At 62.9% G+C, this 25862-nt stretch carries 30 protein-coding genes and 3 tRNA genes; 12 read left to right on the top strand and 21 right to left on the bottom strand.

The window, feature by feature from the left end; translation table 11 throughout:
• Positions 1 to 72: 72 nt before the first annotated feature.
• Positions 73 to 633: a hypothetical protein gene (locus tag GJR99_RS15235; protein ID WP_151113649.1), complete on the top strand. Its 561-nt coding sequence runs from the start codon at positions 73 to 75 to the stop codon at positions 631 to 633.
• A gap of 103 nt (positions 634 to 736) precedes the next feature.
• Positions 737 to 967, top strand: coding sequence for a hypothetical protein (locus tag GJR99_RS15240; RefSeq protein ID WP_151113651.1), 231 nt, complete (start codon positions 737 to 739; stop codon positions 965 to 967).
• 287 nt (positions 968 to 1254) lie between these two features.
• Here the strand turns inward: GJR99_RS15240 and GJR99_RS15245 are convergent, their stop codons facing one another.
• Entirely contained in the window at positions 1255 to 2217 is a 963-nt protein-coding gene (locus GJR99_RS15245) for a zinc-dependent metalloprotease (protein WP_151113653.1), read from the bottom strand.
• Positions 2218 to 2396: 179 nt separating this feature from the next.
• Between GJR99_RS15245 and GJR99_RS15250 the strand changes: the two genes are divergently transcribed.
• Entirely contained in the window at positions 2397 to 3215 is an 819-nt protein-coding gene (locus tag GJR99_RS15250; protein ID WP_151113655.1) for a VOC family protein, read from the top strand.
• A 106-nt stretch (positions 3216 to 3321) separates the two neighbouring features.
• Here the strand turns inward: GJR99_RS15250 and GJR99_RS15255 are convergent, their stop codons facing one another.
• The 14 genes from GJR99_RS15255 to GJR99_RS15320 form a co-directional block, all read right to left on the bottom strand.
• Complete coding sequence (locus GJR99_RS15255; RefSeq protein WP_151113657.1) at positions 3322 to 4482, bottom strand: MBL fold metallo-hydrolase; 1161 nt, start codon at positions 4480 to 4482, stop codon at positions 3322 to 3324.
• A 123-nt stretch (positions 4483 to 4605) separates the two neighbouring features.
• Positions 4606 to 5388 carry a 30S ribosomal protein S2 gene (rpsB, locus tag GJR99_RS15260; protein ID WP_151113659.1) on the bottom strand — a complete coding sequence of 261 codons (783 nt, stop codon included), beginning with the start codon at positions 5386 to 5388 and terminating at the stop codon, positions 4606 to 4608.
• The gene (gene eno, locus GJR99_RS15265) at positions 5385 to 6584 is read right to left on the bottom strand and encodes a phosphopyruvate hydratase (protein WP_151113661.1); all 1200 of its coding nucleotides are present in this window, start codon (positions 6582 to 6584) and stop codon (positions 5385 to 5387) included. The genes rpsB and eno overlap by 4 nt, the downstream gene beginning before the upstream one ends.
• Before the next feature lie 4 nt (positions 6585 to 6588).
• Positions 6589 to 6765, bottom strand: a complete 177-nt coding sequence (locus GJR99_RS15270) for a DNA-directed RNA polymerase subunit K (RefSeq protein WP_151113663.1) — start codon at positions 6763 to 6765, stop codon at positions 6589 to 6591.
• Complete coding sequence (locus GJR99_RS15275; protein WP_151113665.1) at positions 6762 to 6956, bottom strand: DNA-directed RNA polymerase subunit N; 195 nt, start codon at positions 6954 to 6956, stop codon at positions 6762 to 6764. Before GJR99_RS15275 ends, GJR99_RS15270 begins: the two co-directional genes overlap by 4 nt.
• Positions 6957 to 6968: 12 nt before the next feature.
• A complete protein-coding gene (locus GJR99_RS15280; RefSeq protein ID WP_151113667.1) occupies positions 6969 to 7367 on the bottom strand; it encodes a 30S ribosomal protein S9 in 399 nt (132 codons plus the stop codon).
• Positions 7361 to 7798, bottom strand: a complete 438-nt coding sequence (locus GJR99_RS15285) for a 50S ribosomal protein L13 (protein ID WP_151113669.1) — start codon at positions 7796 to 7798, stop codon at positions 7361 to 7363. The genes GJR99_RS15280 and GJR99_RS15285 overlap by 7 nt, the downstream gene beginning before the upstream one ends.
• Complete coding sequence (locus tag GJR99_RS15290) at positions 7795 to 8145, bottom strand: 50S ribosomal protein L18e (protein WP_151113671.1); 351 nt, start codon at positions 8143 to 8145, stop codon at positions 7795 to 7797. Before GJR99_RS15290 ends, GJR99_RS15285 begins: the two co-directional genes overlap by 4 nt.
• A 26-nt stretch (positions 8146 to 8171) precedes the next feature.
• A tRNA-Leu gene (locus GJR99_RS15295) sits at positions 8172 to 8256 on the bottom strand.
• 144 nt (positions 8257 to 8400) lie between these two features.
• A complete protein-coding gene (locus tag GJR99_RS15300; RefSeq protein WP_151113673.1) occupies positions 8401 to 9183 on the bottom strand; it encodes a DNA-directed RNA polymerase subunit D in 783 nt (260 codons plus the stop codon).
• Between the two features lie 6 nt (positions 9184 to 9189).
• Positions 9190 to 9582, bottom strand: a complete 393-nt coding sequence (locus GJR99_RS15305) for a 30S ribosomal protein S11 (protein ID WP_008320582.1) — start codon at positions 9580 to 9582, stop codon at positions 9190 to 9192.
• Positions 9579 to 10106, bottom strand: a complete 528-nt coding sequence (locus tag GJR99_RS15310; RefSeq protein ID WP_151113675.1) for a 30S ribosomal protein S4 — start codon at positions 10104 to 10106, stop codon at positions 9579 to 9581. The genes GJR99_RS15305 and GJR99_RS15310 overlap by 4 nt, the downstream gene beginning before the upstream one ends.
• Positions 10103 to 10606: a 30S ribosomal protein S13 gene (locus GJR99_RS15315; RefSeq protein ID WP_151113677.1), complete on the bottom strand. Its 504-nt coding sequence runs from the start codon at positions 10604 to 10606 to the stop codon at positions 10103 to 10105. Before GJR99_RS15315 ends, GJR99_RS15310 begins: the two co-directional genes overlap by 4 nt.
• A gap of 25 nt (positions 10607 to 10631) precedes the next feature.
• Positions 10632 to 10716: transfer RNA gene (locus GJR99_RS15320), tRNA-Ser, on the bottom strand.
• A gap of 202 nt (positions 10717 to 10918) precedes the next feature.
• Here GJR99_RS15320 and GJR99_RS15325 point away from each other — a divergent pair.
• Positions 10919 to 11269, top strand: coding sequence for a thioredoxin family protein (locus tag GJR99_RS15325; RefSeq protein ID WP_151113679.1), 351 nt, complete (start codon positions 10919 to 10921; stop codon positions 11267 to 11269).
• Between the two features lie 51 nt (positions 11270 to 11320).
• On the opposite strand, the gene GJR99_RS15330 is transcribed toward GJR99_RS15325, so the two are convergent.
• The 6 genes from GJR99_RS15330 to moaA form a co-directional block, all read right to left on the bottom strand.
• Positions 11321 to 12013 carry a TetR/AcrR family transcriptional regulator gene (locus tag GJR99_RS15330; RefSeq protein WP_151113681.1) on the bottom strand — a complete coding sequence of 231 codons (693 nt, stop codon included), beginning with the start codon at positions 12011 to 12013 and terminating at the stop codon, positions 11321 to 11323.
• 22 nt (positions 12014 to 12035) lie between these two features.
• The gene (locus GJR99_RS15335) at positions 12036 to 12440 is read right to left on the bottom strand and encodes a zinc ribbon domain-containing protein (protein ID WP_151113683.1); all 405 of its coding nucleotides are present in this window, start codon (positions 12438 to 12440) and stop codon (positions 12036 to 12038) included.
• A 254-nt stretch (positions 12441 to 12694) separates the two neighbouring features.
• Entirely contained in the window at positions 12695 to 15169 is a 2475-nt protein-coding gene (locus tag GJR99_RS15340; RefSeq protein ID WP_151113685.1) for an efflux RND transporter permease subunit, read from the bottom strand.
• A gap of 21 nt (positions 15170 to 15190) precedes the next feature.
• On the bottom strand, positions 15191 to 16819 hold the full coding sequence (locus GJR99_RS15345; protein ID WP_151113687.1) for a COG1361 S-layer family protein: 1629 nt from the start codon (positions 16817 to 16819) through the stop codon (positions 15191 to 15193).
• Positions 16820 to 17074: 255 nt separating this feature from the next.
• The gene (locus GJR99_RS15350) at positions 17075 to 18064 is read right to left on the bottom strand and encodes a universal stress protein (protein ID WP_151113689.1); all 990 of its coding nucleotides are present in this window, start codon (positions 18062 to 18064) and stop codon (positions 17075 to 17077) included.
• A 93-nt stretch (positions 18065 to 18157) separates the two neighbouring features.
• Complete coding sequence (gene moaA, locus GJR99_RS15355) at positions 18158 to 19120, bottom strand: GTP 3',8-cyclase MoaA (RefSeq protein ID WP_151113691.1); 963 nt, start codon at positions 19118 to 19120, stop codon at positions 18158 to 18160.
• 219 nt (positions 19121 to 19339) lie between these two features.
• Here moaA and GJR99_RS15360 point away from each other — a divergent pair, with 219 nt between their 5' ends.
• The 8 genes from GJR99_RS15360 (at position 19340) to GJR99_RS15395 (ending at position 25660) form a co-directional block, all read left to right on the top strand.
• Positions 19340 to 20380, top strand: coding sequence for an Mrp/NBP35 family ATP-binding protein (locus GJR99_RS15360; RefSeq protein WP_151113694.1), 1041 nt, complete (start codon positions 19340 to 19342; stop codon positions 20378 to 20380).
• Positions 20377 to 20658, top strand: a complete 282-nt coding sequence (locus tag GJR99_RS15365; protein WP_151113696.1) for a hypothetical protein — start codon at positions 20377 to 20379, stop codon at positions 20656 to 20658. The genes GJR99_RS15360 and GJR99_RS15365 overlap by 4 nt, the downstream gene beginning before the upstream one ends.
• 183 nt (positions 20659 to 20841) lie before the next feature.
• Positions 20842 to 21534 carry a hypothetical protein gene (locus GJR99_RS15370; protein ID WP_151113698.1) on the top strand — a complete coding sequence of 231 codons (693 nt, stop codon included), beginning with the start codon at positions 20842 to 20844 and terminating at the stop codon, positions 21532 to 21534.
• Positions 21534 to 21797: a hypothetical protein gene (locus GJR99_RS15375; RefSeq protein WP_151113700.1), complete on the top strand. Its 264-nt coding sequence runs from the start codon at positions 21534 to 21536 to the stop codon at positions 21795 to 21797. Before GJR99_RS15370 ends, GJR99_RS15375 begins: the two co-directional genes overlap by 1 nt.
• A gap of 2 nt (positions 21798 to 21799) precedes the next feature.
• On the top strand, positions 21800 to 23923 hold the full coding sequence (locus tag GJR99_RS15380; RefSeq protein ID WP_151113702.1) for a type B DNA-directed DNA polymerase: 2124 nt from the start codon (positions 21800 to 21802) through the stop codon (positions 23921 to 23923).
• Positions 23924 to 24084: 161 nt separating this feature from the next.
• Positions 24085 to 24720 carry a uracil-DNA glycosylase gene (locus GJR99_RS15385; protein ID WP_151113705.1) on the top strand — a complete coding sequence of 212 codons (636 nt, stop codon included), beginning with the start codon at positions 24085 to 24087 and terminating at the stop codon, positions 24718 to 24720.
• 53 nt (positions 24721 to 24773) lie between these two features.
• Complete coding sequence (locus GJR99_RS15390) at positions 24774 to 25529, top strand: DUF2064 domain-containing protein (protein ID WP_151113707.1); 756 nt, start codon at positions 24774 to 24776, stop codon at positions 25527 to 25529.
• A 47-nt stretch (positions 25530 to 25576) separates the two neighbouring features.
• Positions 25577 to 25660, top strand: a tRNA-Ser gene (locus tag GJR99_RS15395).
• The last annotated feature ends 202 nt before the right edge of the window (positions 25661 to 25862 follow it).

Below are 25862 nucleotides of genomic sequence, written 5' to 3' on the forward strand. Positions count from 1 at the left end.
TCGTTGCCCCGCCCCCACGACGAACTGACAGTAACCGTCACGTTCTTTCTCTCCGCGGCGATACCACCGCGTATGCGCGTCAGAGATTGGCAAGACATCCTCTCGGACGTCGTCGACGAAAGCCGCGACTCAAGCGGTTGGCGTGCCGTGGCAGGAAATCGGCGTCAGGGACTCGGAGAAGACCTCTTTCTGAGCCATCGAGATATCGGAGTCTACCAACTCAAGACGTACGCGAAGAACCCCTACGAAGTACGTGGCGTCGGCGCGAGAGTCGCCCGCCGTATCGACGACGAGTTGGAGCCACTGTTTCCGACTCGAGAAACCGACGAAGACACCGGCCGGTTCGGCGTCCAACGCCCACCAGAAGACGAAGACGAAGCCAAATCGATGGCACGACGGCTCGAAGCGGCGATAGACGTCCACTCGGAAGCGCCCACGACGCCAGACGATTTCTTCACCGACGTGATGGAGGCACTCGACAGTCCCGCGTTCGGACCGATGGATTACGAGTTCGACGCACGACCAGACCGACTCGACGACTTGTCCGACGAGTTCACCGACGCAGATGCCCTGTTGTCGTCCGAACTCGAAGACCTCATCGAGACGGACGAAGTCGACCGAGGGTTCCACTGAGAGCCATCGGTTTCAAATCACCTCGTCACTACGGAACCGACATGAACAGACGGGGGACGTTTGAATCGGAATTCGACGCTGGCGTACCGACGACGGAGGACCGATGGTCGGACCGAGTTTGAGCGACGACGAGGCGAAACTCGCGAGCCTCCGCCTCAAAATCGGATTCGTCCTGCTCGTCGGGTTCTCTGGAGGGTTCGTCGGCCTCGCGGCAGGTGCGACGCTTCCACAAGTAGCCCTCGCCTTCGTCGGCGCGTCGGTCCTCGGCGTCGCCCTCCTCGTCTTTCTGTCGTACTGGGGGCGTGAATTCGTGAACGTGAATCAACGTCGATGACCCCTGACGGACGGATTTGTGGAGTACCAACACAATTATGACAACTATTTAATAGTCGAAGTGTCCAAACCCCTTTAAACTCGTGCCATGACATCGCAGGGTATATATCTGATAAGCATGCACCCTTTATCGCCGGTTACCGGGGCAGGGGCAACTACCTGGTATACACCGGAATACGCAATGGGGCGTTAGGGTTGGGCCTCTAGCACAACATTGCGTACTACCCAAGGTGCGTGCACGACCTGGACCCCAGGCTCGGGCCGCACCCTGATGGAGTTGCAGTCTCCTCAGGGCGATACCCGAGCGATCCATCGCTCGGGGGCGTCCAATTCCGCGTTCGTCGGCAGGTTCTCTGGATGGTCCCACACACGTGAAGCGGCCGCCACGCCCCGTTCGTCTGCGACGTGTTCGAAGAAGCGAGCGCCGCGTTCGTACTGCCGGCGCTTGAGTCCGAGTCCGAGTGCGCGTCGGGTGAGTCGAGCGATTGGGCCGCCACCCTGCCGTCGCGCGTCGAGTTTGCGGCGCAGGTCTTCGTACTCGTCGTCGAACGCGCGGTCCATCAGCAGTTCTGCGTAGCCTTCGACCGCCGTCATCGCCGTGTCGAGTTCTGCAAACGCGTCTCGGTCGAGGTCGCCGTCGACCAGGGCGTCGATACCGCGACTCATCCGCGTTTCGAGGTGGGTCGGAAGCCACGGGGCCGCACCGAACTCTGCGGCGTGTGCCACCTCGTGGAAGGCGATCCAACGACGGAATCGTGGGTAGTCGACGTCGAGCGAATCTGCGACGCGGCGAATGTTCGGGTGGACGAAGTAGAGTCCGTGCTCGTCGTCACCCTCCGCGAGGAGGAGTGGGTCGTACTGTCCGAGGACGTTGTTGCCGAGGAACGAGAGGACGAGGGCGAACGTGCCGGTGTTGACCGCACGGGCGACCCCCGGAAACACCGAGGGACCGTGTTCTTCGAAGGGGGCCATCACCCGGCGGAACGTCTCGACGTTGGCGTCTATCCAGTGGTGGCGATTCTGTACCTCGACGACGTCCGGCACCTCGAACGTCACACCAGCGACGACAGAGAGTCGGTCGCGTGCGTCTCGCACGTCGGCCGCGTATCCCGACTGCTCTTCCGCAGAGAGGTCGAGTGACCCAGGGTCGACCGACGCTTTGGACGCCTCTGCGACGGCGTCCCAGTCGATGTTCCCGGTCCCGGACGCCGAAGCGTCTGCGACTACGCGGACGCTTCGAAGGAAGTTCATACGCTACCGTGGGGCGCTGGCGGCAAAACGCTTCGGCCGATGGGGGGCAAAACGACAACAGAGACGACAACAGAGACGACAACAGAGACGAAAACCAGTGCGAGAACGGTCGTCACGACGAGCATCGACCGGGGTCGAACGCCCACTAAAGACTATACACCACCTCGCGTGGTGGACGTATGGACCGAACCATCGACCACGTCGCGTTCGGTGGTCTCGAGTTGTACGAACTCCGAACCGCCGCGAACGAGGTCGGACTCACCCCGACGTACGGCGGCGAACACAGCACCGGAACGACGCACATGGCGGTCGTTCCGTTCCCGGACGGGTCGTATCTCGAACTCATCGCGCCGACGCTCGGAACCGACGCCGAAGACGCAGGATTCTGGCCGACGCATCTCGCCGCAGACGCTGGTCCCACTGGATGGTGTCTCGAAGTCCCGGACGTCGCGGCGAGTGCGAAGACCGCAATCGACGCTGGAATCCCGGTCGACGGCCCACGCGCCGCCTCCCGCGAGCGTCCTGATGGCCGACTCGTCGAGTGGGATATGTGCTTCGAAGGCGACGACCTGCGACTTCCGTTTACCATCCGCGACCGGACGCCCCGCGACTATCGCGTCCCGCGAACGTCACACAACACGTCGCTTCGCGGCCTCCGGACGGTCATCGTCGCGACGCGCGACGCCGACGCCACTGCCGACCTGTTCGCACGGCGGCATCGCTACCCGTCACCAGTCGAAATCAACGGCCCCTTTACCAACTTCTCGGTCTGTCCGGGAACGCCGCTCGCCCTCTGTGAACCTGGCGATGGCGAACTGGACGCCCGACTCGACGACGTCGGTGAAGGTCCGTGTGCGTTCCTCATCGGTGTCACCGACATCGACATCGCCCGGCAGTCGCTCTCACTCGGCCCAGAGATTCGGTACAGCGACCGCCGCATGGCGTGGTTCGACCACGAACTGTTCGAGGGCCGGTTGGGCGTGGTCGAACTTCCCTGAGCCCACGCGTCGAGTCTCTTCCCCTCGCGTCGGACTCTCTTCCCCGCGTCGGTGTCTCTCCCCTGCGTCGGACTCTCTCCCCTGCGTCGGACCCTTTTTCCCCGCTTCAGGCAGCGCAGTTGTTCGGGCCGAGTTCGAGCACCGTCGCCTCTTCTTCGTCACCGACCGATTCGCGGCCCGTGTTGATGGCGATGACGCGCTCGTAGTTCGGCGGTTTCTCCGGCGTGTCGTCGGCGATTCGGTGGACGAACGTCTCTTCGTCCATCTCGAGGAGCGCCAACTCCTCGCGGAGTTCGCCGAGCGTCGTCCCCACGAGTTCACCCGGTGACGCGACACCGTAGGTTCCGTCGGCGGCAACCGAGACGTGACCGGGGAGAATCCGTGTCTCTGCGGGGAGTGAGAGTATCCGCTCGTGGAGCGTCTCGTAGAGGAGTTCCGCACCCGTGGCGGCGTCCGCATCGCCGAACTGGAGTTCGGTCCGACCGACCGATTCGACGAACAGTGTGTCGCCGGTCAGGAGGTATCGGCCATCGACGAGGTAGTTCGTCATGTCGGAGGTGTGGCCAGGGGCGTAGCGTGCTTCTATCTCCACCTCACCGACCGAGAGCGTCTCGCCGTCGGCGAGTGCAGTGAAGTCGTACTGCACGTCACGGTCTGTGGCGTGTTCGCCGAGATAGTACGGCACGCCGAGGCGGTCCGCCAGTGCTCGGCCGCCGGAGACGTGGTCGGCGTGGACGTGCGTGTCGAGGACGCCCGAGACGGTCATCCCCGCGTCGGCAGCGACGAGTTCGAACTCGTGGAACTGCCTGGTCGCGTCGACGACGACTGCCTCGCGTGCCGACCGAGAGCCGACGACGTAGCCCAGACAGCCTTTGGCGCGTCGTTGGACCTGTGCGACGTACAGGTCGTCGTCGCCCGTCTCGAGTTCGACGAGTTCGTACAGTTTACTCCAATCTTCCATCCCACCTTTGACGACGGTTACGTCGTCGTACCCGCGTGTACTGAGTGCGAACCCGAACGACGTAGACGAGAGTCCTTTTCCACAGATGGCGACGATTGGGCCTTCTGCGGCGAGTTCCTCGACCCGTTCCCAGTCCCAGTCGCCGCCGAGGCCATCGACGGGGTGATACGGGACGTTCACGGCACCCGCGATGTGCCACGCGTCGAAACTCTCGGGAGGGCGCGTATCGACGACGGTGAACGACGCACCCGCGTCGAGTTCGTCTGCGAGTTCGGAGACGGTAATCTGGTGAAGCAGCTTTCCCATATGTGATGGTATGCCAAGCACGTGGAAAACGGTTTGTGGCGGCAGGGGTTCTGCACCGACCGACAGCGCGGCCGCTCTCCGTGTGAGCGCCAGAAAAGTCGAAGTTCGAAACTACCGGACCGTCTACAGTTCGGCCTCGAAGTCTTCGAGGGCGTAGACGGTGTCGGTGCCACGGCGGTCGAGCGTCTCGTTGGCGAGGAGCCAGTAGACGACCGACAGTGCGCGGCGACCCTTGTTGTTGGTCGGGACGACCAGGTCCACGTTGGACGTCTGGTTGTTGGAGTCACACATCGCGATGACGGGGATACCGACCGTGATGGCCTCCTTGACTGCCTGCGCGTCACCGATCGGGTCGGTGACGACGACCACGTCAGGCTCGATGTAGCCGGCGTAGTCCGGGTTCGTCAGCGTGCCGGGGATAAAGCGTCCCGTGCGGGCACGAGCGCCGACGGCGTCGGCGAACTTCTCGGCCGGGAACCGACCGTACTGACGGGAGGACGTCACCAGAATCTGCTCTGGGTTGTAGTTCGCGAGGAAGTCCGCAGCGGTGCGGATTCGCGAGTCCGTCTGGCTCACGTCGAGCACGTACAGCCCATCGTCACGGACACGGTGGATGAACCGAACCATGTCCTTGGTCTTCTGCTGGGTACCGATGTGGACACCGGCGGCCAGGTAATCTTCGACCGGGATGAGCAGGTCGGCGTCTTCGTCGGGCATAACGTCCTCGTCGAAGGCCGGCTCAGGCTCTGCTTCTTCGGCCTCGGCAGCCTCGTCGGCCGCCTCGGCGGTCTCTGCTGTCTCGTCTTCGGTGGCGGCCTCGTCGGTGCTCGTCTCGGCGACCGCTTCGGTCTCCGTCTCGAGTTCCTCGTCGGCGACCTCCACCGCGTCGTTTTCGTTGTCGCTCATACTGCGTCGTCCGCGATGCGGATGAGTTCGTTCAGTTTGGCAGTTCGCTCGCCTTGCACCGTGCCGGTCTTGATGAACGGCGCGTCGGTGGCGACGGCGAGGTGTGCGATGGTCGTGTCTTCGGTCTCACCGGAGCGGTGAGAGATGACAGCGTCCATCCCGTTTCGGGAGGCCAGTTCGACGGCGTCGAACGCGTCGGACAGCGTCCCGATCTGGTTCGGTTTGATGAGGATGGAGTTCGCGGCACCCACGTCGATGCCTTCCTGCAGGCGGTCGACGTTGGTGACAAAGAGGTCGTCACCGCAGATGAGCGTGCGGTCTCCCACACGGTCGGTGAGTTCCGCGAAGCCCTCGTAGTCGTTCTCGTCGAGGGGGTCTTCGACGTAGACGAGGTCGTACTCGTCGACCATCTCGGCCACGTAGTCGATCTGCTCGTCTGTCGTCTTCGTCTCGTCACCGTAGTGGTAGACACCATCTTCGAACATCTCCGAGGCCGCGATGTCGAGACCGAAGCGAATCTCGAAGCCGAGTTCGTCCTCGACGTCGGAGACCGCTTCTTCCATAATCTCGAACGCTTCGGCGTCGGAGACTGCTGGTGCCCACGCACCTTCGTCGCCTTTCGCGGCAGGCACACCACGCTCGTCGAGAATCTCGGACGCGCGGGCGTGAACCTTCGCGTTGGCGAAGACGGCTTCGGAGACACTCGGCGCACCGACAGGTGCGGCGAGGAACTCCTGGATGTTCGTCGCTTCCTTGGCGTGTTCACCGCCGCCGATGACGTTCCCGAGCGGCGTCGGGAAGTTGTCGCCCCGGAACGCGCCGCCGAGATGCTGGTAGAGCGGTGCACCGAGCACGTCAGCACCAGCCTTCGCGGCCGCCATCGAGATGGCGACTGCGCTGTTTGCACCGATCTCCGAGAAGTTCTCGGTTCCATCGGCACCGCGCAGGGCACCGTCGACCTCACGCTGGTCGCCCGCGTAGACTTCGTCTACGAGACGGGGGACGGCGTGACGACGGGCCGCTGCGATAGCCTCGGTCGGTGGCAGTTCGATAGCCTCGTACTCGCCAGTGGACGCACCACTCGGGGCCGCAGCACGACCGAACCCACCGGATTCGGTGAGGACGTCGGCTTCGACCGTCGGGTTTCCACGGGAGTCGAGCACGCGGCGCAGGGAGACGGATGTGATTCGAGTCATGTTATCACTTACCCTCTCGTTTCACGGTGAACGGGAGGACACCTGCATCGTACTCCTCAGCGGCGATTAATATCGGTTCGGTCTGCTCAGTCTCCACGAGCACGGGTGCGCCGTAGGAGACCTGCAGCGCTCGCGCGCCGAGGATGCGGGCTTTCTCGTATCGGTTGTACCGTTGCATCATTGGTAGGGTGACACGACATCCACGAGGTCTTTGTGCGATACCATCATCCGCCGGCAGCAGGCACGAGTGACCCCGAGGTCGTCGAGGACTTCTGCAGGGTCCTCGTCACCCTCGCGAGCACGGGCCTGGAATTCATCCCAGTGTTCGCCAATCACTTTGCCGCAAGTGAAACACCGGACGGGAATCATCATGGCTAGATCACCTCAGCGGTAGGACTTCTGGTAGCGAGCGCGTGCACCTGGTCCGCCCCACTTCTTGGGTTCGGACTGGCGAACGTCGTTGACCAGCAGCGAGCGGTCGAACTCCATGTACGCGTCGCGAAGTTCCGCGTCGTTGAGATGCTGCACCAGCCCTCGAGCGAGCGCGGTGCGGACTGCGTCGGCCTGACCGGCCACGCCGCCGCCGTTGACGCGCACGTCGATGTCGACCTGGGAGCGGAGGTCCTCGCCAGCGATGCGGAACGGTTCCAGCATCTTCAGGCGGGCCATCTCCGGCTCGACCAGCTCGACCGGCTGGGAGTTGATACGGACTCGACCTTCACCGTTGCGCACGGTCGCGCGAGCGATTGCGGTCTTCTTCTTCCCGGACGTGTTCGTTACCATGTGACGTTAGCACCCAGCTTCTCGGAGACCTCTCCGAGCGAGATGAACTTGATGTTCGAAAGGCGGTCCAGCGAGGTCTCGTCGAGCATCACGCCGTCTTCGTCGAACGGGTTGCCGACGTAGACGCGGACGTTCGAGAACGCCTCGCGGCCGCGGGGCTTCTTGTACGGGACCATCCCACGGATGGCACGCTTGAAGATGCGGTCGGGACGCTTCGGGTAGTACGGACCCTGGTCCGACCCAACTTCGGCGCGCTTGCGGTAGACGCTCATGACGTCATCTTTCGAACCGGTGATGACGGCGTCTTCCGCGTTGATGACGGCGACCTTCTCGCCTGCGAGGGCGCGCTGAGCGACCTCCGAGGCGACACGGCCCATGATGCAGTTCTTGGCGTCGACGACGACGTCGGCGTCAAATTCTGCGAGGCTCATCGGATCACCCGCACGTTGGACCCTTCGGGGTTCTGTTCAGCAATCTGTTCGAGCGTCACGACGTCGCCAACCTGCTCGATCTTCGTTCGAGCGGTGGACGAGAAGTCCACAGCAGCGACTGTGACGTTTTTCTGCAGCACACCGCTACCCAGCACCTTGCCGGGCACGACGACGGTTTCGTCTTCCCGAGCGTATCGTTCGATACGGCTCAAATTGACTTCCGCGTGGGTGCGCCGTGGCTTTTCGAGACGGTCCGCGACATCCTGCCAGACGTTGGCACCGGACTCACGCGAGACCGCCTTCAGCTCGGCGATGAGACTGTTGAGTCTCGGGTTCGTCTTACTCATTGTCTACCTCCAGAGAGAAAGCGGAGTGCAGGGAGCAGGATTTGAACCTGCGGACTCCTATGAGACAGCGCCCTGAACGCTGCGCCGTTGGCCAGACTTGGCTATCCCTGCAAGCATTCCGCTGTACTTCATGCCCCGTAAAAACACCTTCGGTCCGACCGGCCACCGTCAGGCAGTCACACGCCATGCTGTCGGCGGGTTGGACTGCTCGCGGGGTGGGCGAACGTCGGTGGTGGTACGGGGCAGTAATCATTCTTACAGTGAGACCTTCTCTTCGAGCTCGGCTGCGCGGTCACCAAGGGAGGCGACGGCGCGAAGCACCAGCTCATCGACCGTGAAGGAACCGTCCGTCTCCACACTGAAGACGAACGCTTCCGGCACGTCGTTCACTTCGACCTCTTTACCGGGATACCGCTTCGTCAGGTCGTTGTCGAACTCGCTCGTCGCCACGAGGTCACCGTCTTCGGCGTCCTCGTCGGCGGCGTGTTCGGCAGCGACTTCTTCGATGACGCCGCGGAGAATGTTCGGTTCTTGTTCGTCGAACTCGCCGGCGTCGCCGACGACCTCCACTTGCTGGAGGTGTCGGTAGCCGACTGCGACCCCGCCTTGGTTCTTGGCGTGGTCTTTCCCGTAGCCGAGGACGGCATCCGCCTCGAACTCGAGGCGCTGACCTTCCTTCAGCTCGATAATCGGGACGTTCTCGTCCGCGGGGACGACCATGTCGTCCGCGGACTCGATGTCCCCGGAGTACGCAGTCGCCGGCCCGTCGACTTCGAGCGCGACGGTGACGGTGTCACCGGGCTCGAACTCGTCGAGGGGCGTGGTCAGCGGAACCAGACCGAGCCGAAGCCCGATCATTTCGTCGAACATGACCGACGTGTTCTCGACGAATCGAACGGTGTCGATAGAGAACGTCGGCACGTCGGCGACCATCGCGCGACGAATACCGTTGGCTAACGCCGGGGAGAGACCTCGCGCGACGAATCGTGCGCGTCGGTCATCGCGTTCGATGAACTCGACCTCGAAGTCGTTTGCCATGGTGTGTTAGAGTCGGCTGTTTTTGGGCGCGCGAGTTCCGTCGTGCGGAATCGGCGTCACGTCCTCGATGCGACCGATCTCGAGACCGGCGCGAGCGAGGGCGCGAATCGTTGCCTGTGCACCGGGTCCGGGGCTCTTGTTCCGATTGCCACCGGGACCACGGACGCGAACGTGCAGACCGGAGATGCCCGCTGCCTTGATCTGGTCAGCGACACTCTCGGCCATCTGCATGGCCGCGTACGGGGATGCCTCGTCACGGTTCTGCTTGACGACGGAACCACCGGACGATTTGACGATCGTCTCGGCGCCCGTGATGTCAGTCACCGTGATGAGCGTGTTGTTGAACGATGCGTGTACGTGGGCGATTCCCCACTTGTCACCAGTTTCAGATTCGCTCATTCTTGGGCCTCCGCGCGCTCAGGGTGCAGTTCGTCCGAGAGCGGCGACGATTCGTCGAAGCTCACGGTGTCCTCTTCGTCGACTTCCACCTTGCGGGACGGAACAGTCGTGCGGGCGCCGTCGATCGTCACGTGTCCGTGGACGATGAACTGACGTGCCTGCTGTGGCGTCTGACCGATGCCGTTACGGTAGGCGATGGTCTGGTAGCGCCGTTCGAGAATGTCCGTCACGTCGAGGCGCAGCGTCTGGGAGATGTCGTCTTCCGCCGACAGAATCCCGTAGCGGCGCAGGCGTGCCATGAACTCGGCACCGAGCGCCTCTGCCTCTTCGGTGTCACCCTGGGCTTCGCCGAGGAGGCGACGTGCCTCACGGCGGATGTTGCGCAGTTCGGACTGCGCGCGCCAGAGTTCCTCTTTGTTCTTGAGACCGTAGCGAGAGAGGAGGTCCGCTTCCTGGGCGATACGCTCGCCCTGGTACGGGTGGTTCGGAGTCTCGTAGAACTTGGTGTTTTTACCAGTCGTCATTCTTCAGCCTGCGCCTCCTTGATCTCCTCGACGTTGACACCGATGGTGCCTTCGGTACGTCCAGTGGACTTCGTCCGCTGGCCGCGAACCTTCTGGCCGCGCTGGTGTCGAACGCCCTTGTAGGAGCTAATCATCTTCATGCGGTTGATGTCATGTCGACGCTTTTCCTCGAGGTCCGAACCCGTGATGTGGTTGGTCTCGCCGGAGAAGAAGTCCTTCTGTCGGTTGACCATCCACTCGGGAGAGTGGTCCTCGAAGTTCTCGACGACATCGACGACCGAGTCGATCTCGTCTTCGGGAAGCTTACCGAACAGCGCTGTTCGGTCGACTTCCGCGGCGTCGGCGATGATGCGCGCAGTGCGCTTGCCGATACCCTTCATGTCCGTCAGACTGCGCTCTACCGTCTTCGTTCCGTCAAGGTCGGTCTGACCAATTCGGATGAAGTAACGGAGGTCCTCTTCCTCCTCCGGAGAGCCGTCCTGTGGTTCTTCTGCACTCATGACTTGGAAAGTCTCGTATTGTGAGCGTTGCGGCGGGGATTCGAACCCCGGGGGCTTGACGCCACTGAGTTAGCAACCCAGCGCCTTGGGCCAGGCTTGGCTACCGCAACACTGCGTTCGTGTTATCTTCGCCCTATCGGACTCGGGGTCTACACCCCTACAGCGATTGCATGCGATACGAGACGGGGCCGTTACTTAAACGTCACGAAAGGCATCCCCCGTGGTACGGCGGGACAGTGCCCGACGCGGCGGTTGTGGTGTGTTGTGCCGTGTCACCAAAATCATAACTACCCCAGTTACGTATTCTGGACAATGAGTTCGACAGACGCGGCCACCGCGCCGACGAAACCCGTTCGCATCGAGACGAAAGACGAGTTAGACGCCCTCGTATCCGAACACGACCGCGTCCTCCTCGACATCTACACGAGCGGGTGTGCCATCTGTCAGAGCATCGAGCCGGTCCTCGGAACCGTCGCCAAAGTGACCGACGTCGTCGTCGCGATGATAAACCCCAAGACCGACATGTCCATCGCAGACGAGTACACCATCCGAAGCGTCCCGACGCTCCTCCTCTTCGACGACGGTGAACTCGTCGGCCGTCTCGACGACGGGTTCCAGGGCGCGCAGGCTATCGTCGACTTCGTCGAAAATCCCGAGCAGTAACGTCGGGAGAGAAAACGGCTGTTTTAGACGCCGCAATCGTCGTCAGCGGGTTTAGACGCCGCAATCGTCGTCGGCAGTGGCGATGTCGCCGGGGTGCGCGTCTCCCGGCGGCATCACGTTGTCGAGGAGGAAGTAGACCGACTCGCGCATCGCGTGGGCGGACTCGGGTCGCGTGCCGGTGACGCGAACGTCGAGACTCCGAAAGAGAAACGCCATCAAGTTCTCGGCCATCACTTCGGCGTTCATCTCGCGGTAGTGCCCTGCGTCCATCTCTCGGCGGATGAGCGTCGCGATGGTGTCTATCATGTACGACTCCATCTCGCGGAACTTCTGGCGATAGGCGTCGTCGTGGATGGTCTGTGTCCGCAGTTCGAAGATGACTCGTTGGAACAGTTCCGGTTCGTTCATCCCTGGTGGTGCGACGGGTTCGACGTCGCCGCCATCTTCGGGGTGCTTCGGTGGGAGCACGTGTTCGACGAACGTCCGCAGTTCCGCGTCTGGGTCGTCGGCGCACGGGTCTATCGTCGCGACGAAGAGGTCGATGACGTAGTCGAGAAACGCCAAGAGCAGTTCGTCTTTGTTCTCGTAGTGATAGTACAGAAGCGAGGTACTCTTTTCGAACTCCGTCCCGATGTTCTTTATCGAGAGGTCGGCGTAGCCGTGTTTCGCGAGGGCGACGAGCGTGGCGTCCATAATCGCCTGCTCCGTCTCGCTTCGTCCAGTGTCGATTCGGTCGTCGTTCATTGGTATCTCGGATGCGAGTGGGTCAGTCGTCTCTCGGTTCGTCGAGTCGGGTCGTACACCAGTGACAGAAGTCGAGTTCTGGGTCGACGTCGCGGCCACAGTTCGGACACGAGGCAGTCTCGTCCTCGTCGACCGTTTCGGCACGGCGTGCGTCGTTCACTTGCTTCATTCCGAGCAAGAACGCGTCGGCGACGCTGATGAGACTCACAGCGAGGATGGGAAGGACATCCACGAGTGGCGGGAGTTGGCCACCCGTCGCCAACGCTTCGAGTGACCCGGTCGGGACGAACAAGACAGAGATGCTGAACGCGAGGACGACCCAGAGGGCGGCACGTCGCCAGCGACGCAGATAGAGGTGACCTAATCCGGTGACTGCGAGGCCGAGTAACGCGGCCAGCCATGGGCGAATCTTCGTGAGTCCGGACATATGTGAAGTCGGTTGGTTCTCGCTCATCAGCGTTCCGTTCGTCCTGTTTCGTCACGTGGGAGCCGTGAATCTGTTGCGGCCGAGTCGACGTGGCGACTCGCGTGCGATTCGACGCGTGCGTACGGTTTTCGACTGTTCATCTCTCTGTCGTTCGGTTCTCTGTCGTTCGGTTCTCTGGTCGGTCTGCGCGCGGTGCGAGTGTGGTGGAGTCGGGCCGAAGTCGTGCGGGGTGGTCTGTTCATAGGAGGTGAGCGTCAGGGGAACGTTGGGGCCGAAGCGGTCGTCTCGTTTTGCGTCAACCGCTCCCAGACGACGAGAACTGGTGGCGTGACGACGACCGCGGTGAGGTACGAGTAGAAGATACTCAGCGCGGTCACGATACCGAACTGCCCGAGGACGGGGGTGATGGCGATTGCGAGGACGCCGAGGCCAGTCGTCGTGGTGAGCATACTCCCGGTGAGTGCGCCACCGGTCCCGCCGACGGTGAGGTGGAGTGCTTCGTAGAGGTCTCCTCCTTCGTTGTACTCGTCGGCGAAGCGGTGGACGACGTGGGCAGAGTAGTCGATACCCAACCCGATGGCGATGGCGAGAATCGTCGCAGTCAGCGCGTTCAGTGGGATACCCAAGAAGCGCATCGACCCCGCGAGGAGCGCGAGCGTGACGACGATGGGGACGAGGTTGACCACGCCGAGCGTCCACTCTCCTTCGAGGAGTTGGTAGATGAAGACCAAGAATATCGCCGTGGCTATCAGCGCGACGGTGAGACTCTCGATTGCGGACAGGAAAATCGTGTCAGAGACGGCGTCGAACACGACGGTGTTTCCGGTCGCCGTCCCGTCCATCCGGAGGCGCTCGGCGACCACTCGTCCGTCGGCGACGATTGCGTCCTGTTCGGCGTCACCTTCGACGGTGTAGACGATACGCGTCTTGCGGTAGTCGTCGGTGATGTACGACGACGCCTGTCCGGAGACTGGCGACGAGAGGAGTTCGTCGTATATCGTGTCGAGGTTGTCGTCTGGGACGCCGTTTCCGTTCGCGTCGTTTCTATCGACGAGCGCCGCGAACTCGGGGTCCTGTGCCGCGTAACTCTGGATGACGGTGACGATGCTCGTCGACTGCGCCCGTCGGTCTTCGGTGACGAACGTCTCCGGCGGGTTCTCGCCGGCGCGGTGAATCATCTCTAGCGAGGAGTCTTCCCGTAACTGCCCTTCGACGTATATCGTCACGCTGTCTCCCTGCGTACTCTCGAAGGTGTCTTCGAGGTAGTTGAGGTCCTTCGTGACGGTGTAGACGCCGGGTTTGAACGGTTCGGGTAGTTGTTGGAGATAGCCGGCTTGTTCTTCCGGCGGGAGGAAGTCTTCCTGTGAGAACGACGTGTCGACACCCGTTCCGTATGCACCGGCAGCGACTGTCGTCACGAGGACGACCACGAGGAAGGCACGTGGCGCGCGCCGGCCGATGACGACACCGACCGAGAGAACGCGTGCGAGATAGCCGCCTTCGGTTCCGAGCGGTGTCGACGCGAACGCGGGCACGCCGTACTTCTGCCGGAGTTGGTCCACGTAGAGTTTCGCCGCCGGCAGGAACACCCCGAAGACGAGGAACGTGAACAGGATACCGACTGCCGCGACGAGACCGAAGTCACGGATGGGTGCGAGGTCGCTCGTGACGTTTGCGAGGAACCCGAGCACCGTCGTTCCGGTGACGATGAAGAACGCCACCGAAAGCTGTCTGACCGTCGTCCGCATCGAGGGGACGGGCGCGACGTCCTTCACCCGCTCTTCGCGGTAGCGGTTGACGGCGTGCAGTCCGAAGTCGATACCGACCGCCAAGAGGAGCGGTGGCACCGCGATGAGCATCTGACTGAACGGGATGTCCGCGAGACCCATGAACCCGAACGTCCAGATAATCGCCAAGCCGAGCGAGACGACGCCGAGTAAGAGGTCGATTGGGTCACGGTAGGCGATGACGAGGAACCCGAAGATGAGAAGCACCGCCGCCGGGACGACGAGCAACAGCGAGTCGGCGATGACGTTCCCCAGTTCACTGGAGATGATACCGCTGCCGAACACGCGGATATCACTGTTGGAGACGGACGTCATCGTCTGAATCTCGAGTTGGATGTCGGTCATCGGACTCGTGCCCGAGGTTCCGGCACTCGACGAGATTCCTGGGACTTCGTGGCTGACGACGCCGATAGTCGAGGACGCGCGGACGGACTCGCGGTTGAAATCGTTGCTCAGAAGCGACGCCACGTTGGGGTTGGCGGTCGCTTGCTTCGCCGCGGCCCGAACCTCAGTGGGCGACGCAGATTCGAGGGCTGCAATCTGTTCGTCGAGTGTCGTCGCCGACGGGTCGAGCGTCCGTGCGACCGTCGAAGCGACACTCGACGCAGTGGTCGCACGGAGGTGCGGACGGTCCATGATGCGCTCTTGGAGGCGCAACATGTCGAGCATCGACTGCTTCGAGAGGACGTTCGAACTCCGTTGGATGAGTTGCGTACTCCCGGTACTCGTCTCGAACGCCGGTGAGAACTCACGGTTGACGTCGTCGAGCGCCTCCTGTGCGGGGGAGTCGTTGGTGAACTGCGAGGTCCCGGCGTCGGTCGAGATGTTTCCGAGGCCGGCCCCGAAGACGAGCGTCAACACGAAGAACAGCGCGACGACTCTGCCGGGGTTCTCGGTGATGTACTCGCCGAGGCGGTCGACGTACACTTCGTAGTCAATCATTGTGGGAGAGAGGTGGGTCGGTTACCGGCGGTACCAGAGGAAGCCAACGATGCCGAGGCCGAGGACGACGACGATGCCGCCGACGAGCGGCATCGAGAGGCCGCCACCACCCGTCGATTCGGTCACGTCGATGGCCACGGGGTAGGAGTCGGAGAGTTTGCGCTCACCGTCTTCGTTCTCGTACTCGAAGTCGATGTCGAACGAGTAGGTCTTCGGACTCGCAGCGGAGCCGGCGGACAGTTCCAGCGGAACCTCGGCCGATTCGCCGGGGGCGAGTTCCTGGATGAACGCCGTGTCGTCGTCGAGCGAGAGCGGACTGTCGGCGAAGGCCTTCGCGTCGATGTTGCGGTAGGTCTCGTCGCCGTTGTTCGTCACGACGAGCGTGACGGTCTCCGAACTGCCCGCTTCGAGCGTTCCGTTCTTCGTCTCCACGCCGAAGAGGTCCTGTTTGGGTTTCACCTCGGCGTTCATCAACAGTGGCTTGGACTGCTGTGTGTCGCCATCTTCGTCGCGGTACTCGACGGTGTAACTCAGTTGCCGCTGCCCGGCGTCTGCTGAGTCGGTCACTTCGACCGAGAAGTCGAAGTCCGCAGACTCACCGTTTTCGAGCGTGCCGAGAGCGTACTCGGTCTCTTTGATGTTCGTGTTGGGGGAGTTCGACGAGACGATAACGACTGCGTCGTGGACTGTCTGCGGTCCGTCGTTCGTGATAGTTCCACCGACCGTCGTCTCACGGCCGACACGGAGCGTCGAGTCGGTCGCTTCGAGCGAGAACGACTGTTCGGCGACCGGCGTCACACCGGTCGCACGGTTCTTCGACTGCTGTGGCACACCGTCTTCGTCTTCGTAGTTGACGACGGCCGAGAGCGCGTACTGTTGGACGGCCGCCGAGGGTGCGACAGTCGTTTCGTATTCGAGGCGGCGCGTCTCGTTGACGGCCCACTCACCGGCGTATCTGCTCGCCGTCGTAGACTGGCCGAACATAACCTCGGCGTTCTGTGACGTGAGCGCGACAGACGAGTCGTAGGCCGTCTGGCTACCGATGTTGCGCATCGTGACGGTCGTCGTCCCACTGCTGCCGACTTGGGCGGTGGTCTCGACGGAGACGATTTGGAAGCGCGGTGCTTCTTCGACGACGACGGTCACGGGGATAGAGACCGATTTCTCTTCTTCGTTCTGGACGTCGCCGTTGTCGCGGACGGACTCGTCGTATTCGAAGGTGGCGACGAGGTTCATGTCGTAGGTGCCCGGTGCGGCGTTTTCTTTGACTGACGCCGAGAACGTCGCCTGACGCTGTGTTCCGTGTGCGATGTCACCGACCGGAAGCGTCGCGGTGTTCACCTCGACGGGTGCGTCACCGGATTCGAGCGTGAGTCGGACGTTGCGTGCGGACCGAACCTGCGCTTCGAGTTTGGCGCGCTCTTGGTCCGACAGCGACGCGGAACTCTCCGAGGAGGAGAACTTCCGGTACTCGGTGTCGCCACCGTAGTTCGTGACCACGACGTTCAGCGACGTCTCTTGGCCAGGAACGAGTTTGTTGCTCGGCGCGTACGCTTGGAGATTCGGTTCACCGACGATACCGGCCATCGCTGGACTCGGGATTGCGACCAAGACGACCAGCAAGACCACGAGTGGACGTGAGAATTTCATGGAGTGGGAAACGGGAGTGTTGAGAGGTGGTTGTGGGGTGTTCGGTGGGTGTTCGGTGGGTGTTCGGTAGGTGTTCGGTGGGTGTTCGGTGGGTGTTCGGTAGGTGTTCGGTGGGTGTTCGGTTGAGTGGTGTGTGGGACACCGAGAGACGTTCACGCCGAGTGAGCCTCGACTGACTGAACGTACAATCAACACGGGTACCGGAGGACCGGATAGATATAAATTGAACGAAACTTCAAAAAACACACTCGAGATTTATTCGAACTCTGTCCGACGCACAGAGTCACTCTTAGTGCTAAATTCGGGGTTTGAGCTGTCTTCACTGAACTCTGCACCCGACGTGTTCGTGTCGTGTTCGACGTCCCTCGTCTCGTCTGCAGACACCTTCTCGGTCGCGAGCTTCGTCGGGACGACGAGGACTGGAACGGTCGTTCGTCGGACGATGCGCCGAGCGACGCCCGTCGCGACGTGTCTGTCGAGTGACCGGGAGGCGTCAGTTCCCACGACGACGAGGTCCGCGCGCGTCTCGTCGGCGTAGTCGAGGAGTTCGGCCGCCGGAACGCCCGTCCGAACGGTGGCCGTGGATTCGACGGCCGCACGGGCCGCCTCGACAGCGACGTCTTTGAGCAGTCGTCGTGCTTCTTCTTCGAGCACGCGGCGCAGTCCCGGTGCGTCAGTAAAGCGGTCGTCGACGACGGCGAGTGGGTCGAGTTTCGCTCCCGTCGCCCTCGCGACAGCGACCGCAGTCGTCGCGGCGGTTCGGCCGACAGGCGAGTCGTCCACGAGGAGTGCAATCGTCTCGTAGTTCGGTGTCGCGTCCGCTTCGGCCGGCACGACCAGTGTCGGTGCCGGCGGGTCGTCCAGCACACGTTCGGTGACAGACCCGACGAGGAATCGTCCGAGACCGGTGTGGCCGTGTCGGCCGACCACGAGCAGGTCTGCGTCACTCCCGGCCTCGGTGACGACCCTCGCTGGTGGACCGTCGACGACCGTCGTCTTCGTCGGAACGTCGGTCGCGAGTGCTTTCCGGGTCACTGTGGCGACTGCTTCTTCCGCTTCGACGGCGCTCTTCGCTCGAACCGAGTCTGCGAGGCGAGCGAGCGTCCGTTCGGGTGCACCAACGGCGGAGACGGCGTGTAGTTCCGCACCGAAGACGCCGGCGAGGTAGAGGGCGTGGTCCGCCGCGCGGACGGCGTTTTCACTTCCATCAGTAGCCAGGACCAGTCGCTCGACGGCGGGGGTCATGAATGCCGATACGTTCGCTGCCGAGAAAACTTCGTCCGCTCGACAGACGCCGAAGACAGGTGCGCTGGAGACTCAGACGCCGATGTACTCCTCTCAGACGCCGATGTACTCTTCGTTGACGACCCAACCGCCCTCGTCGTCGCGGACCATGTACTCGCCGTAGTAGGGGACGCGATTGGCGACGACTGCTTCGTAGGTCTCGCGAATCTCGTCGCGAGTCATCTCACCCATCGGCCGCAGGTCGTCGTTGCGGTTCAGACAGCCTTTGAGGTAGCCGCTGTGTGTCACGCGTACGCGGTGGCAGTTCGCACAGAACTCGGGGTTCTCGACGGGGTCGACGATTTCGACCATCCCCTTGCCGACGTAGTAGCGGCGGCGGTGGTGCATGTCGCGCGTCTCGAAGTCGTCTGCGAGGTCGGTCAACCACCGATGGACGCGGTCGATGTCGATGTTCCACTCCGGTCGTCCGGTGAGTTCGGGCATGTACTGGATGAGTTGGAGTTGGAGGCCTTCGTTCTCCGCGACGTACTCGACCATCTCCTCGACGTATCCGGCCGTCTTGGTGAAGACGACCATGTTGAGTTTGACGGGCGTGAGGCCTGCTTCGACGGCCGCTTTGACACCTTCCATCACCTTGTCGTACGCGCCGGACTTCGTAATCTGGGCGAAGGCTTCGGGGTCGAGCGCGTCCTGTGAGACGTTTACTCGGTCGAGGCCGGCGTCGACCAGGTCGTCGGCGCGGTCACCGAGGAAGGTTCCGTTCGTCGTCAGCGACGTCTCCATCGAGTCGGGAGTCCGTCGAATTATCTCTTCGAGGTCGGCGCGGAGCATCGGTTCGCCGCCGGTGAACTTCACCTTGCGGACGCCGTACTCTTCGACGACTTCGAGGAATCGAATCACGTCGTCGGCACTCATCTCCTCGTCGGAGGGGTCCATCGGACCGCGCGTGTCGCCCAACCCCTCGTTGTGGCAGTAGACGCAGTCGAAATTACATCGGTCGGTCAGAGAGATACGGACTCCGGTTACCTCACGTCCGAAGTCGTCTACCAGCACCATATCTCGAACTCTGGCAGTGTATGTTGATAAATTCGCTGTCGATTCCAGTGTCGACGTAACTGGTATTGGTTACCATGCGCGGGAGAGAGCCAGCGTTCGTTCCATCTACACATCCGTTTCGAGGTGGTTTCCGTCCCAGCCGTACAAAAGTCGTGTCACCCGTACTACCGGGTGAGACCTTACAAAACCCTTATCGGCCACACCACCGGATGGACGGACATGGACGAATCCGACGTACGTGACCTCTTACGTGCGGTCGAAGACCCCGACCTCGGAGACGACATCGTCTCGCTCGGGCTCGTGAACGCCATCGAAGTCGACGGCGACACTGCCCGCATCTCACTCGCACTCGGGGCACCGTACTCCCCGACGGAGTCGAAAATCGGCCGCCAGATTCGAGAGGTACTCGCCGAAGAAGGTCTCGAAGCGGACCTCACGGCCAAGGTACCGACAGACCGCGCGCCCGAGGAGGAAGTTCTCCCAGGCGTCAAGAACATCATCGCCGTCTCCTCCGGCAAAGGTGGCGTGGGCAAATCGACCGTCGCGGTCAACCTCGCCGCCGGTCTGTCGAAACTCGGCGCGCGCGTCGGTCTCTTCGACGCCGACATCTACGGGCCGAACGTCCCGCGGATGCTCGCCGCCGACGAAGCGCCGCAGGCGACGGAGAACCAGACCATCATCCCACCGGAGAAGTACGGCGTGAAACTCATCTCGATGGCCTTCCTCGTCGGCGAAGACGACCCGGTCATCTGGCGCGGCCCGATGGTTCACCAACTGATTACCCAACTCGTCGAAGACGTCGAGTGGGGCAGTCTCGACTACCTCATCCTCGACCTCCCGCCAGGGACGGGTGACACGCAACTGACCATCCTCCAGACGCTCCCACTCACCGGCGCGGTCGTCGTCACGACGCCGCAGACCGTCGCCCTCGACGACGCCAACAAGGGCCTCCGGATGTTCGGCAAACACGACACGAACGTCCTCGGCATCGTCGAGAACATGAGCACGTTCCGGTGTCCGGACTGTGGCGGCAGTCACGACATCTTCGGCGCGGGTGGCGGCCGCGACTTCGCCGCGGCGAACGACCTGCCGTTCCTCGGTGCACTCCCACTCGACCCAGCCGTCCGCGAGGGCGGCGACGGCGGGAAGCCAATCGTGCTCGAAGAAGACGACGAGACGGCCGACGCGTTCCGCGTGATGACCGAGAACGTCGCCGACATGACGGGTATCATCCAGCGTCGGCGGGTCAGTCAGCAATGAGCGACGGCGGCCAGTCTCCCCCGGACGCTGACGAGGTAGACTGGGAGATGGCCCCCGACTCTGACGCCGAGTTTCCAGAAGACTCCGAGAAGGTGGCGTTCCTCCGGGAGATTGCCGACGACATCTACGGTGACTCCTCGGAGAGTCGGCAGGTGTCGGCCATCCTCTACCGCGTCAGCGACCTGTACGACGCCGACGGCGACACCTCACCCGAGGAGATTTACCTCAACGTCCGCCACATCATGGACATCAAGTCCCAAGGCGGCCTCGACCGCTGAGTCACGTCGGTCGTCTCTCGTCCACCAGCAGACCGTTCTGCGTTCACTTTCACTCACTCGCCAGTGCCGATTTGCGCGCTAGCACAACACACGCCTCACGAGACGACAGTCTCTGCGGATTTCACTTTCACTCTGCATCCATGGCTCGCACTTTACACGCGTCACAGCGACAGTGTAGACGAGATGGGAACTGACACGCTCTCGGCGTGTCCGCGACTCGAACCCGGTGTGACGCTGCTCCGTCGCTCCGGAGAGACACCCAACGCGCTCTACCGACTGGTCACTGCCGAACTCGCTCGGCGGCAGGGGAGCGCTTACTGGGTCGACTCGCGGAACGACGCCGTCACACACGCGCTCTACGACCACGCACAGTCCAGACGAACACTCCGCGGCCTCCGAATCGCACGGGCGTTCACCGCCTACCAACACCACGAACTCGTCTCGTCGCTTCCGGGTCGTATCTCGTCGCGGACGTCGCTCGTCGTCGTCCCGCGACTCCCGGCGCTCTATCGCGACCCGGACGTCCCGGATGGTGAGGCGCGGACGCTCTTCGAAGCCTCCCTGACCATCCTCGACGCGCTCGCGGAATCGCTGTCGGTCCCCGTCCTCGTCACCGCCCGCGCGGGGACAGACGACGTGTTCACCGACGCTCTGACCGACGCCGCAGACCGAACTATCGAGTCTCACGATACCCGCGAAGGCGTCGCATTCGCCGGCGACGACGTGCAGACGCTCGTCTACCACCACCGCGACTACTGGCAGACGACGATTCCGTACTGGGTCGAACTACTCGGTGTCGCACCCGAAGAAGACCTCGCTCACGTCGGCCCGGCGTCCATCACGACACTCGACGCGGTGGCGATGGAGGGCTGCTGATGGGCCGGACGAATCCGACCTTCCGCGACGCCCTCCGTCGCTACCGGGAGTCGTGGGCACCGTTCCGTCGCGCTCTCCGCGCCGAGGACAAAGCCGATTTCGACCGGTTGTTCTCGCGTGCGAGCGAGCACGCCGCCGCGGCAGGCAACGCGAACCCCGCCGACCCGCACCGCGCAGTCGTCCTCTCGATGCTCCTCTCACAGGAACGCGAACTGCGTCGCCTCCGTGAGCGCGTCGACAGTACCCAACAGACGGACGAGTAACCGTGTTCGCGGTCGATTTCGACGGTGACGACGTCGTCGAGTGGTATCTGACCGACGGCGGTGCCCGGCCGCGACGCGTGACCGACTACACACCCGTGTTTTACGTCGCCGGTCCGGAGTCGGTCCTCGCTGCCCTCGAACGCCGACTCTCCGCCGACCCTGCTGTCGCCGCGGTCGGATACGACCGACTGTACCCCCGCCTCGACTCGCGCGAGCGAACCGAGGTGCTCCGCGTCGCAGTCGTGGCCCCCCGAGGTGTTCGTCACCTCGCCCGCCGACTCCGTGACGACTTGCTCGGTCGCGTTCCACCCGGCGACGTTCGCTTCTACAACGTAGACCTCTCCCCCGGATTTCGCTACTGCGTACAGACGGACACGCCACCGATACCAGCTCGCCGTCCCCGTACACTTCGGCTCTCGCTTCCGCAGAAATCGCTCGCAGACGGCGACCTTTCGGCGCTCTCTGTCGGCGGCGACCCGGTCGATGGCGACGAACAGGAGTGTGTGGAAGCGGTGGCCACCACACTGGCCGAACAGGACCCGGACGTACTCGTCGTGAGTTCGGCACGTCTCTTACCTCTCCTCCGTGACCGCGCGGCGGCGCTCGGCGTCGACTGCCCGCTCAGTCGCGACCCAGAGCGCGGAGTCGAACGACTCGCTGGCGAGAACACCGTCGTGAGTTACGGGACGGTTCGACACTCGCCGGCTAGATACGCGGTTCCGGGGCGGGCTATCGTCGATACAGGAAACAGCTTTCTCTGGGCCGAGTCGCGACTCGACGGGCTGTGTTATCTCGTCGAGCGCTCGTGGAAACCGCTTCAGGAGGCGTCGTGGGCGAGCATCGGAAACGTCCTGACGGCGATGCAGATTCGCGAGGCGATGGCGCGGGGCGTGCTCGTTCCGTGGAACAAACGCCGGCCGGAGACGTTCAAGTCGGTCGAGACGCTCCACGCCGCCGACCGAGGCGGGTTCACGTTCGACCCGAAAGTCGGCCTCCACGAGGACGTGGTCGAACTCGACTTCGCCTCGTTGTACCCCCGAATCATCTGCGAGTGGAACATCTCGCCGGACACGCTCGGATGCGACTGCCACGCCGGGCGCGCCGATATCCCCGAACTCGGCTACACCATCTGTGACCATCGTGGGTTTCTCCCCGACGTACTCGAACCACTCCTCACCGACAGACAGCGCCTCAAACGGGAGATTCGCGAGGCCGAGACAGGAGGTGACGAATCCGCTGCCGCGTCGGCGCGAGCGAAATCTGGCGCGATAAAGTGGGTCCTCGTCTCGTGTTTCGGCTATCAGGGCTATCGGAACGCGAAGTTCGGCCGTATCGAGTGCCACGAAGCCATCAACGCCGTCGCCCGCGACCTGCTCTTGCGGGCCAAAGAGACGGCCGAAGCAGGCGGATGGCGCGTCGTCCACGGCATCGTGGATAGTCTCTGGTTGGCCGCGACGCGCGAGGACCCGGAGTCGCCCGAGGCTATCGCTGCCACCGTGACCGACGACTGTGGAATTCCGCTCGAAGTCGAAGCGACCTACGACTGGGTGTGTTTCGTCCCGACGCGGGAGATGGACCGCGGCGCGCTCACGCGATACTTCGGCCGAACGAGGGATGGGAGATACGTCTACAAAGGCATCGAGATTCGCCAGCGAAGCACACCCGAGTTCGTCGCGGACGCCCAGCGCGACCTGATTGCGACACTCGATAGACACCGCGACTCGGCGGCAGTCTGTGACCGACTCGTCAAACACCGCGCTCGACTCCGTCGACAGGACGTTCCGACCGACCAGTTGTTCGTGACGAGTCGTCTCTCGCGTGCGCCCGACGACTACGACCGAAACACGCTCGTTGCCGCCGCTGGGAAGCGTTCCGAATCGCTCGGCGTGCCCCGCGAACCGGGCCAGTCCGTTCGGTACGTCGTCGCCAACGAGGACGGCCGCGGCACCGACCGAGTCCGACTCGACTTCGAACATCCCGGTGTCGATGCTGTCGATACGTCCTACTACGACCGCCTGTTGATTCGAGCGACAGAGAGCGTCGTCTCGCCACTGGGATGGGACCGAACTCGGATTCGGCGGTATCTCTCGCCGGGGCGGGATGCGTCGTTGTCCGCGTTCGACTGAGCGCAGCGAAGTCGGGCACGTGAGACAGTAGTCTCACGGAGTTCGATTGAACGTAGTGAAATCGAGCATGCCGAGCTGTGCTCGGCAGCGTTCGACTGAGCGACTACGACACCGCCTGTACAGACCGAGTCGGTTTTGCTTCCACAGTCGAACGTAGGGGCGTGGACGCACACCAACGCCAGTTCCGGAACCCCTTCTCGATGGACACCGACTGCACCAACTGCGACGCCCTCTGTGAGGCCCGCGAGCAGGTCGTTCACGGGTACGGCGATGTGGGTGCGGAGTTCCTCTTCGTCGGTGAGGCACCGAGCGCGGCCGCAGAGCGAACCGGCGTCCCCTTCACCGGCGACGATGCGGGCGAGCGAGTCCAACACATCCTCGCCGAACTCGGCTTTTCTCGGTCCGACCCCGACGCCGAAGAACCCGACGTGCAGAACGTCTTTCTGACCTATCTCACTCGCTGCCGACACCCAGACCGCGGGCCGACAGACAACGAGATAGCGACGTGTGAACCCTTCTTGAACGCCGAGATTCGGATGATAAACCCGCACATCATCGTTCCCGTGGGACAGGCCGCACTGGAGGCGCTCGCGTTCGATTACACCACGCGCTCCGCGGACAGTTTCGACGTCGAAGCCGAACACGCGACGACCATCCGCGGCCGCGGGTTCGAACTCGTCCCGATGATGGAGCCTGCCGAACAGACCGACGCAGACACCGACGCGTTCGTCGAACACGTCACCGAGTCCGTCTTCGGGCGCGATTACCGCCAGACGAAAGGCCGTCGAAGCCGCTGAACCGGGCACGGGGAAGCGGCGGGTTCAAGGGTTCGCCGGCGTGAGATGAGGGTATGACCGTCATCGCCGTTCTCGCAGAACCACCGCGACCCGGATTGGTGCTTCCGGACCTCGCGGAGACGAGTCCGCTCACGGAACAAGAGGCCGCGGAGTTCTACACCGCGATGCTCAAAGACATCTGCGTCGCAGTCGAGCGGTCCGGCGGCGACCTCCTCGTCAACTACCGTACCGACGACGACGTCCCAGACGAGTTCGTCACCGACCACTCCTCGGAAGCGGAGATTCGGAGCGTCGTCGCAGAGGCACTCGGCGGCACCGACGGCGTCCGGTTCGAACCGCAGGTCGGGTCCACGTTCTCTGCCCGTGCCGGCAACACCGTCACACATCTACTCACCAACGAAGAGGTTCACTCGGTCGCTGTCGTCCGCCCCAACGTCCCGCAACTGGGCCGGACGCACATCGATAGCGCGGCGATGAAACTCCGCAGTACGCCCGTCGTCCTCGGCCCGACGACCGAAGGTCGGACCTTCTTCTCGGGGTTCCGCGAACCGATAGACTTCACCGACGCCTACGACGAACCCGAAGTCGAGACGCTCGCAGCGCGTGCTGACGACGCCGAGTTGGGACTCGACTACACCCAGATGCTGCCGGTCGTCGAGACGGGTGCGGACCTCGCGACGCTCGTTCCGATACTTCGCTCACGCGTCGAAGCAGAACGCGTCGTCCCCGAGCACACGACGACGTTCGTGTTCGAAGCAGGACTTCGCGTCGAATCGACCGACGGGGTTCTCGAACTCGTCCGCGATTGAACGAGAACGACAGGTCTTAGGTACCTGAATAGAAAGTGTCGGCCGAAGGTGGGATGGCGGAGCGGCCTAACGCGCCTGCCTTGAAAGCAGGTTTCCTCACGGAATCCTGGGTTCAAATCCCAGTCCCACCGCATTCTGACGCGAACTACCCGGCGAGCACCGCGTAGCGTGTGTGCTCGCCCTCGTGAGCGTCGAATCGGTGCCAGACTGGGATTTGAGCAGCGAGCAACGCGGAGCGTTGCGAGTGAGTTCAAATCCCAGTCCCACTCCCCCACAGCAATCCCAGTCCCACCGCGACCACTCACCTCCCAAGAGACCGGTTCCAACAGGGTT

Source organism: Haloferax marinum (assembly GCF_009674625.1).
GTDB lineage: Archaea > Halobacteriota > Halobacteria > Halobacteriales > Haloferacaceae > Haloferax > Haloferax marinum.

What these genes read in the sequence shown, in the direction of transcription:
- GJR99_RS15325 (WP_151113679.1), top strand. Translation starts at nt 10,919, where the DNA reads ATGAGTTCGACAGACGCGGCCACCGCGCCGACGAAACCCGTTCGCATC.
- rpsB (WP_151113659.1), bottom strand. Translation starts at nt 5,388, where the DNA reads ATGAGCGACAACGAAAACGACGCGGTGGAGGTCGCCGACGAGGAACTC.
- GJR99_RS15330 (WP_151113681.1), bottom strand. Translation starts at nt 12,013, where the DNA reads ATGAACGACGACCGAATCGACACTGGACGAAGCGAGACGGAGCAGGCG.
- GJR99_RS15390 (WP_151113707.1), top strand. Translation starts at nt 24,774, where the DNA reads ATGACCGTCATCGCCGTTCTCGCAGAACCACCGCGACCCGGATTGGTG.
- GJR99_RS15235 (WP_151113649.1), top strand. Translation starts at nt 73, where the DNA reads ATGCGCGTCAGAGATTGGCAAGACATCCTCTCGGACGTCGTCGACGAA.
- GJR99_RS15310 (WP_151113675.1), bottom strand. Translation starts at nt 10,106, where the DNA reads ATGACGACTGGTAAAAACACCAAGTTCTACGAGACTCCGAACCACCCG.
- GJR99_RS15270 (WP_151113663.1), bottom strand. Translation starts at nt 6,765, where the DNA reads ATGATGCAACGGTACAACCGATACGAGAAAGCCCGCATCCTCGGCGCG.
- GJR99_RS15375 (WP_151113700.1), top strand. Translation starts at nt 21,534, where the DNA reads ATGGGCCGGACGAATCCGACCTTCCGCGACGCCCTCCGTCGCTACCGG.
- GJR99_RS15305 (WP_008320582.1), bottom strand. Translation starts at nt 9,582, where the DNA reads ATGAGCGAATCTGAAACTGGTGACAAGTGGGGAATCGCCCACGTACAC.
- GJR99_RS15350 (WP_151113689.1), bottom strand. Translation starts at nt 18,064, where the DNA reads ATGACCCCCGCCGTCGAGCGACTGGTCCTGGCTACTGATGGAAGTGAA.
- GJR99_RS15255 (WP_151113657.1), bottom strand. Translation starts at nt 4,482, where the DNA reads ATGGGAAAGCTGCTTCACCAGATTACCGTCTCCGAACTCGCAGACGAA.
- GJR99_RS15315 (WP_151113677.1), bottom strand. Translation starts at nt 10,606, where the DNA reads ATGAGTGCAGAAGAACCACAGGACGGCTCTCCGGAGGAGGAAGAGGAC.
- GJR99_RS15340 (WP_151113685.1), bottom strand. Translation starts at nt 15,169, where the DNA reads ATGATTGACTACGAAGTGTACGTCGACCGCCTCGGCGAGTACATCACC.
- GJR99_RS15345 (WP_151113687.1), bottom strand. Translation starts at nt 16,819, where the DNA reads ATGAAATTCTCACGTCCACTCGTGGTCTTGCTGGTCGTCTTGGTCGCA.
- eno (WP_151113661.1), bottom strand. Translation starts at nt 6,584, where the DNA reads ATGACTCGAATCACATCCGTCTCCCTGCGCCGCGTGCTCGACTCCCGT.
- GJR99_RS15300 (WP_151113673.1), bottom strand. Translation starts at nt 9,183, where the DNA reads ATGGCAAACGACTTCGAGGTCGAGTTCATCGAACGCGATGACCGACGC.
- GJR99_RS15245 (WP_151113653.1), bottom strand. Translation starts at nt 2,217, where the DNA reads ATGAACTTCCTTCGAAGCGTCCGCGTAGTCGCAGACGCTTCGGCGTCC.
- GJR99_RS15280 (WP_151113667.1), bottom strand. Translation starts at nt 7,367, where the DNA reads ATGGTAACGAACACGTCCGGGAAGAAGAAGACCGCAATCGCTCGCGCG.
- GJR99_RS15285 (WP_151113669.1), bottom strand. Translation starts at nt 7,798, where the DNA reads ATGAGCCTCGCAGAATTTGACGCCGACGTCGTCGTCGACGCCAAGAAC.
- GJR99_RS15335 (WP_151113683.1), bottom strand. Translation starts at nt 12,440, where the DNA reads ATGTCCGGACTCACGAAGATTCGCCCATGGCTGGCCGCGTTACTCGGC.
- GJR99_RS15240 (WP_151113651.1), top strand. Translation starts at nt 737, where the DNA reads ATGGTCGGACCGAGTTTGAGCGACGACGAGGCGAAACTCGCGAGCCTC.
- GJR99_RS15290 (WP_151113671.1), bottom strand. Translation starts at nt 8,145, where the DNA reads ATGAGTAAGACGAACCCGAGACTCAACAGTCTCATCGCCGAGCTGAAG.
- GJR99_RS15365 (WP_151113696.1), top strand. Translation starts at nt 20,377, where the DNA reads ATGAGCGACGGCGGCCAGTCTCCCCCGGACGCTGACGAGGTAGACTGG.
- GJR99_RS15250 (WP_151113655.1), top strand. Translation starts at nt 2,397, where the DNA reads ATGGACCGAACCATCGACCACGTCGCGTTCGGTGGTCTCGAGTTGTAC.
- GJR99_RS15360 (WP_151113694.1), top strand. Translation starts at nt 19,340, where the DNA reads ATGGACGAATCCGACGTACGTGACCTCTTACGTGCGGTCGAAGACCCC.
- moaA (WP_151113691.1), bottom strand. Translation starts at nt 19,120, where the DNA reads ATGGTGCTGGTAGACGACTTCGGACGTGAGGTAACCGGAGTCCGTATC.
- GJR99_RS15370 (WP_151113698.1), top strand. Translation starts at nt 20,842, where the DNA reads ATGGGAACTGACACGCTCTCGGCGTGTCCGCGACTCGAACCCGGTGTG.
- GJR99_RS15275 (WP_151113665.1), bottom strand. Translation starts at nt 6,956, where the DNA reads ATGATGATTCCCGTCCGGTGTTTCACTTGCGGCAAAGTGATTGGCGAA.